The sequence below is a fragment of the Aliiroseovarius sp. genome (assembly GCF_030148435.1).
In the GTDB taxonomy this organism is placed as follows: domain Bacteria; phylum Pseudomonadota; class Alphaproteobacteria; order Rhodobacterales; family Rhodobacteraceae; genus JASBTN01.
In genome coordinates, this window is the sequence record NZ_JASBTN010000009.1 from 21,645 (window position 1) to 27,978 (window position 6,334).

General features: G+C 59.4%; 7 protein-coding genes. All 7 read right to left on the reverse strand.

The window, feature by feature from the left end; translation table 11 throughout:
* Positions 1 to 3 precede the first annotated feature (3 nt).
* From dsrO to tusB, 7 genes are read right to left on the reverse strand one after another with little or no spacing between them, the layout of a single operon-like run.
* Positions 4 to 741, reverse strand: a complete 738-nt coding sequence (dsrO, locus tag Q1V43_RS02150) for a sulfate reduction electron transfer complex DsrMKJOP subunit DsrO (RefSeq protein WP_300513455.1) — start codon at positions 739 to 741, stop codon at positions 4 to 6.
* Entirely contained in the window at positions 738 to 1,220 is a 483-nt protein-coding gene (locus Q1V43_RS02155) for a hypothetical protein (protein WP_300513457.1), read from the reverse strand. Before Q1V43_RS02155 ends, dsrO begins: the two co-directional genes overlap by 4 nt.
* Positions 1,217 to 3,157, reverse strand: a complete 1,941-nt coding sequence (locus Q1V43_RS02160; RefSeq protein ID WP_300513459.1) for an NAD(P)-binding protein — start codon at positions 3,155 to 3,157, stop codon at positions 1,217 to 1,219. Before Q1V43_RS02160 ends, Q1V43_RS02155 begins: the two co-directional genes overlap by 4 nt.
* Positions 3,157 to 4,719 (reverse strand): sulfate reduction electron transfer complex DsrMKJOP subunit DsrK, encoded by a 1,563-nt coding sequence (gene dsrK / locus Q1V43_RS02165; RefSeq protein ID WP_300513461.1) that lies wholly within the window; start codon positions 4,717 to 4,719, stop codon positions 3,157 to 3,159. Before dsrK ends, Q1V43_RS02160 begins: the two co-directional genes overlap by 1 nt.
* Before the next feature lie 3 nt (positions 4,720 to 4,722).
* Positions 4,723 to 5,445 carry a respiratory nitrate reductase subunit gamma gene (locus Q1V43_RS02170; protein WP_300513463.1) on the reverse strand — a complete coding sequence of 241 codons (723 nt, stop codon included), beginning with the start codon at positions 5,443 to 5,445 and terminating at the stop codon, positions 4,723 to 4,725.
* A 58-nt stretch (positions 5,446 to 5,503) separates the two neighbouring features.
* Positions 5,504 to 5,836, reverse strand: coding sequence for a TusE/DsrC/DsvC family sulfur relay protein (locus Q1V43_RS02175; protein WP_300513465.1), 333 nt, complete (start codon positions 5,834 to 5,836; stop codon positions 5,504 to 5,506).
* Positions 5,837 to 5,882: 46 nt separating this feature from the next.
* On the reverse strand, positions 5,883 to 6,191 hold the full coding sequence (tusB, locus tag Q1V43_RS02180; protein WP_300513467.1) for a sulfurtransferase complex subunit TusB: 309 nt from the start codon (positions 6,189 to 6,191) through the stop codon (positions 5,883 to 5,885).
* Positions 6,192 to 6,334 lie beyond the last annotated feature (143 nt).

A 6,334-nucleotide genomic window follows, 5' to 3' on the forward strand; every position in this document is an offset into this window, starting at 1 on the left:
GGTTCATAGCTCCGAGTACCGAACACCCGGGTTCAGATCGAGGTCTGGGCGCAGCGCCAGCGAGGGGTATTCTTCAAGCCGTTGCGAAATCTCGCTTTCCGGGTCCAACAGGTCGCCAAAGACGATGGCACCGTATCCGGCAGAGGCGCAGGCCTCGACGCAGGCAGGAACACCGCCCGCATCTATGCGATGAACGCATAATGTGCAGCTTTCGACGGTCCCGACGCCACGCGGCGCATGGGGCTTTTGATTGGTAACGGGTTCGTGCACGAAGGAACGTGCCTTGAATGGGCAGGCCATCATGCAGTAGCGGCAGCCGATGCATATATGCTTGTCGACCAGCACGATGCCATCCGCGCGCTTGAAGGAAGCGCCAGTCGGGCAGACATCAACGCATGGAGGCTGGTCGCAATGCTGGCACATGACCGGGAGGCTGGTCTCCCGTCCCGTGCCTTTGTCTTTCAATGTGACTTTCCGTATCCATTGCACATCGCGTTGCGGATCACCCTGACCCCGCCAGCCGTTCTCGTCCTGGCATGCTGTCACACAGGCCGTACAGTCAGGGTCACATTTGCCGGCGTCGATCAGCAGGCCCCACCGCTTCCCGGCATCCGGGGCGCCCTGTACCGCCGATCCGCCGAAAGCCATCAGGGTCACGCCGGGGGCGACCGTCGCTGTGACGAGCGCCGCGCCGCTGCGCAGGAAATCGCGACGGGATCGGTTCGCTGGCAGCGTCGTCATCGCCTCTCCTCCACAGGTGGAACCTCAAGATAGGCCCGCAGGGCCGCGAGGGTTTCGTCATGGCGCAGGGAACCGTTTGGCGATGGAAGTTGTGCCGCCTGCGCAGAAAGCTCATCGAACCCCTCGGGCGTCGACCGATGGCACTCGAAACAGTCGATCCTGACCGCCGCGAACTCGTGGCAGGTTCGGCAGAAGTGCCGGTCATCCGCAAAGGTCACGGGCTTACCCAAGTCATCTGTGACCGTGTGGCAATCGAAGCAGGCGGACAAAGACGCGCCAACCGGACGGACACCCTGGTACATGGTCTCGTCCCGGTCGTGTTCCATCATCGTCATGTGCCAGCGGCGCATGAAATCGTTCCCTTCCGGGTGCGGCTCGCCCGTCGCTTTCGGCACGGCCGGTACAATCCCCTGTGCCGCCAGCATCTGAACGCTGGCGAAGACAAGAAACAGCACCGTTGTCAGCCCCCTGAGGATCATTCACCCAACCCCATCTTGATGTAGCCGGTGGGACAGACATCGGCACAGATGTGGCAACCAATGCAGCGGGTGTAGTCCGTGTCGACATAGCGGCCGACGGTTCGTTCGGATTTCCTGACCCGGTGCACCGCGTCCTGCGGGCAGTAGATGACGCAATTGTCGCACTCGAAACACATCCCGCAGGACATGCAGCGCTCACCTTCTTTCCGGGCCTGTTCCTCGGTCAGGCCAACGATACGTTCCTCGAAATTCCCAAGGACATCTTCGCCCGCGATGTGGATCTCGTCGCGGGTCTCGCGATCAACGAAATTGAAGTGACCCTTGAACAACTCCCCATGCGGGATAATCTGCGTTGCCGACCGGTCTTCGTAGTTGTGCACGGCAAAACCCGAATCGCCGGTTCCGCGCTGTTGGACATGGTCATAGGCGTCCGGGTCCTTGCCGCGCTGATGCAATTCGTTCAGCAGGTCGAAATGGTGGACATCCACTTTCGGCCGACGCTTGACGCTGCCATCGTCAAGGAAATCCGAGATCGCATCCGCGGCGATACGACCGTGCCCGATGGCCGTGGTCAAAAGGTGCGGGCGCACGATGTCACCACCGGCGAAGTGTTTCTCCCGGCCTTTCACCTGATATCCGCCCACGATGTCGATGAAGCCCCGACCGTTGTCGAGATCCTCGACGCCGGCAAGATCGCCGGTCTGACCAATGGCGGAAATAATGATATCGGCTTCAAGCTCGAATTCGGTGCCCTCGATGGGCTCCGGCACCATCCCGTTCATCGTGCACTCACACATTCTGAGCCCAACCGCCTTGCCCCCGTCGCGGATCACTTCCAGAGGCATGACACCGCCCTTGATCGTGATCCCCTCGCGTTTTGCGTCCTCGCGTTCCCGCTCGGCCGCAGTCATTTCCTCGACCGGGAAAAGTGAGGTCAGCGTCGCCTGCATACCCTCGCGCGTCAAAGAGGTCGCCACATCATGGCTGGTAAAGTCGACAACCGAACCGTCGTTGCGCTCGGGCAGGTAGTCGGCCGTGATATGGCCAAGACGCCGCGCCACCGATGCCACGTCGATCGAGGTGTCTCCGCCCCCGACAACAACAATTTTTTTCGCGGTCCCAAGAACGAACCCCTGATTGAAGGCATCCAGAAACTCGATGCCATTTATGCAATTGTCCGCACCGTCCCAGCCGGGCACCGGAAGAGGACGGCCGTTCTGTGCACCCAGCGCCCAGAAAATCGCGTCATAGTCCGCTTCGAGCTGCTCTATCGAAACATCCTTGCCGACCCGTGTTCCCGTTTTCACGATGACCCCCATGTCAATGATGCGGCCGATCTCCCTGTCGAGCATGTCGCGTGGGGTACGGTAGCCGGGGATACCGTAGCGCATCATGCCGCCCAATTTTTTGTTGGCCTCGAAGACCGTCACGGCATGACCTTCCTCGCGCAGGAAGAAGGCGGCGGACAGGCCGGCAGGTCCGCCACCGATGACAGCGATCTTGCGACCGGTATCTGACGCGGGTGCCTGGAACCCGAGCCCGTTCTCGTTGGCCCAGTCACCGACATACTGCTCGACCGCGTTGATGCCCACGAATTCATCGACCTCATTGCGGTTGCACCCGGCCTCGCAGGGGGCGGGACAAACCCGGCCCATCGTGGCAGGGAAGGGGTTGGCGGCTGCCATGCGACGAAATGCGTATTCCTGCCAAGGCATGTCCTCAACCGGCGGTTTGTCCATCCCGCGCGCGATTGCCAGCCAGCCCCGGATTTCATGACCAGAGGGGCAAGAGCCCTGACAGGGTGGCGTCTTGTGGACATAGGTCGGGCATTTGTAGGAACGGTCTGCATTGAAGATCTTCTCTTCAAGATCCCAGTCCTCGGGCATTTCACCTTCCTTGAATCGACGGAAAGTTGCTTCTTTTTCAAGGTCCTTCATCACACTTCCTCCCCGATTGCGTCATTGGGCGCATTTTCCGGCGTTTCGCTTCCGTCGCCTTCGCCAGCATCCTGCCCCGACAGCACGATGGCGTTCGAAACCAGCTGATGGACGGACAGGACGGAGTCCATGTCGTACCCGAACTTCGGCATGACCTTGGAAAACTGCGTCTTGCAGATCGCACAGATGGCCGCCAGGTGAGTGACCCCGTGTTCCTCGGTCACTTCCTTCAAAGCCGTCATGCGCGGGCTGGCGCCCTTGACCCTCAAATCCATCAACTCGTCAGTCAAAAGACCGCCCCCACCCCCGCAGCACAGGGTGGCTTCCTTGATCGTGTCTCGCGGCATGTCATGGAAATGGTTGCAGACGGCTTTGATCACGTTGCGCGGGATTTCAAATTGCCCGCCTTCCTCGTCGCCCATTCCGCTGGCCCGGGCAACGTTGCAGCTGTCGTGGAATGTCAGTCTGATATGGTCATTCCGACTCTTGTCCAGCGTCAGGCTGCCCTTCTGAATCTCATCCCAGGTGAATTCCAGAATGTGCTGCGGAATGGGATAGCCCTGATCGAGGAAATCCCAGGGCCCCGCCAGGGTATTCAGATAGGAATAGGCGACACGCCAGGCATGACCGCATTCCCCGAAGATGATGCGCTTGACCCCCAGGTCCTTGGCGGCTTTGCGGATGCGCAGGCTGACGTCGCGCATGTTTTCGTAGGAGCCGATGAACAGACCGAAATTCGCCGCCTCGGACGCGTAACTTGAAATTGTCCAGCTCACACCCGCTTCGTGAAAGACCTTGGCATATCCGAGCAGCCCTTCGATGTGAGGTTCGGCAAAGAAATCCGCGGACGGGGTGACAAGCAGGATATCCGCACCTTTTTCGTCCACCGGAATGCGGACGGAGATCCCGGTATCCTCTTCGATATCTTCCTCCAGATCCTCAAGCGTGGCCCTGAGCGCCTTTTCCTGCAGGCCAAGGTTGTTGCCGATGTCGTGGACCTTGCCGATGATCTCGTTGCAGTACTTCTGACCTTTGCCAACCACGTCCATGATTTCGCGGGCAGCCATCGAAATCTCGGCCGTGTCGATCCCGAAGGGGCAGAAAACCGAGCATCGGCGGCATTGGCTGCATTGGTGATAGTAGGAGTACCACTCGTCCAGCACCTCTTCTGTCAGGTCGCGGGCTCCGACAAGTTTGGGAAAGTACTTGCCGGCAAAGGTGAAATACCGCCGGTAGACCGAACGCAGCAAATCCTGCCGCGCGACGGGCATGTTTTTCGGGTCGCCCGTCCCGATGAAATAGTGGCATTTGTCCGTGCAGGCGCCACATTTCACACAGGTGTCGAGATACACCTGAAATGCCCTGTTTCTTTTGGCCAGTTCCTCCATTTTGGCCAGCGCACGTTCTTTCCAATCGGGCAGGAGTTCGCCGGGGAAGCCCAGGCCCTCCTGATGTTCACGCGAGGCGGCATAGGGTGCGCTTTCGGCCATCGCGCCGCACTTGAGCCGCGGGATCTCCAGAGGGTGGGCGAGTTGGGGAATATCGGTGTCTTGGGCAGCCACGGCTCAACTCTCCATTTTCGCAGCCCAGGGGGCAAGGTGACGCTTCTTTCGGGCGTTGTCGGTCTGGTTTCTGCTCGGGCTGAAGAAAACGCCGGGGGCGTGCAACAGCTTCGAGACGGGAAAGACGATCATCAGCGCGGCAACAAGGAACAGATGAACCAGCAGAAACGGATCAGACGGCAGGGGCCCGACCTTCAGCCGCAGCAGTCCCAGCATGAAAACCTTGACGGCAACGATGTCGGTATGTGCCACGAACCGTGTCATCGCGCCCGTAAACACGATCCCGCCCAATAGCGCGAGCATCAGGTGGTCGGATGGTGACGAGATGTAGCGGATGCGCTCAACGACGATGCGACGCCCCCAGAGTCCGGCAATGCCGAAGATCATACCGAAGGCCGCATAGGTGCCAAAGGGCTGCACCACCTCGACCCAGCCCCAGACGGGTTGAGTGAAATACCGGAGATGACGCATGAGAACGAGCCACATAGACATGTGGAACGTCCAGCCGAACAGCCAGATCCACTTGTTGGATTTGAACAGGCTTTCGAAGAAAACCACCTCGCGGAACATGCGCAGGACAACACCGCCCGAGGTCTTGGGGGCTGGCGCGATCGGGACTTTCAGGGGCGCCGGGATACGTGCGAACCGCCATATTCTTGCCGCCACGCCAATTACCAGGACCAGCGTCGCGACGTAGAACAGAACGGCAAACAGTATTCCCAGCATTCAACTCCTCTCCGCCTCTGCCGCGATGTGCTGCAGAGGGCCGCTGCGTTTGCGAGGCTCAGACACAGCCCGTGGGCTTCGGCAGACCGGCGATCTTGCAGGCCTGTTTCGCGGGGCCATAGGGAAACAGCTCGTACATGTATTTGTTGTTGCCCTTTTCGGGGCCCATTTCCTTTTTGATCGCCTTGATCAGCACACGAACGGCCGGAGCAATCTGGTATTCGTCATAATATTCGCGCAGGAAGTTCACGACGGCCCAATGCTCGTCATTCATGTCGATGTTTTCGCTCTCGGCGATCACATCCGCCAGTTCCTTCGACCAGTCGGAAAGCGTGGTGATATAGCCTTCTTCGTCATGTTCGACCGTGTGACCATTTACTTGATATGACATTTTTGCATTCCTCTTCCTAAGCGTTGGCCCTTGTCCGGGCCGGTTTTCACAACCAAGCCTGCGTTCTGTCGTGCTCGGCAACCAAATCCACGAAACCCTCGTATCCAACCGGCTTGGCACCGCTGATCAGCTTGCCGGCATCAATGCCCCGCGCGGTGACATCCCCTTCGAGGACGTAAAGGGACACCCCTTCCAGATCCTCACGCATCGACTGCGCAAGCGATGTACCTGTGATGGCTCCATAGACCCCGTCTTCGATCAGCAGGACCGCATCGCCGGGCTTGCAGTGCCCGAGGCAGCTCAACAGTGTGCCGTTGGCGAATGGAGACTTGTTCACGGTATGCAAGGTCGACATCACATTCCCCTTCAGAAACTCAAGACCACGTCCTGGTTGGCCATGATGTCGGCCAACTGAACACGGCTAACGATGCGGACGGAGGGCTTTTCCGCCCAGTCGTCGTCCTCGTCCTCGTACATGATCTCTTGCAGATCACCCTC

Coding starts and splice junctions, on each gene's coding strand:
- tusB (WP_300513467.1), bottom strand. CDS start 6,191: ATGTCGACCTTGCATACCGTGAACAAGTCTCCATTCGCCAACGGCACA.
- Q1V43_RS02170 (WP_300513463.1), bottom strand. CDS start 5,445: ATGCTGGGAATACTGTTTGCCGTTCTGTTCTACGTCGCGACGCTGGTC.
- dsrO (WP_300513455.1), bottom strand. CDS start 741: ATGACGACGCTGCCAGCGAACCGATCCCGTCGCGATTTCCTGCGCAGC.
- Q1V43_RS02160 (WP_300513459.1), bottom strand. CDS start 3,157: ATGAAGGACCTTGAAAAAGAAGCAACTTTCCGTCGATTCAAGGAAGGT.
- Q1V43_RS02175 (WP_300513465.1), bottom strand. CDS start 5,836: ATGTCATATCAAGTAAATGGTCACACGGTCGAACATGACGAAGAAGGC.
- Q1V43_RS02155 (WP_300513457.1), bottom strand. CDS start 1,220: ATGATCCTCAGGGGGCTGACAACGGTGCTGTTTCTTGTCTTCGCCAGC.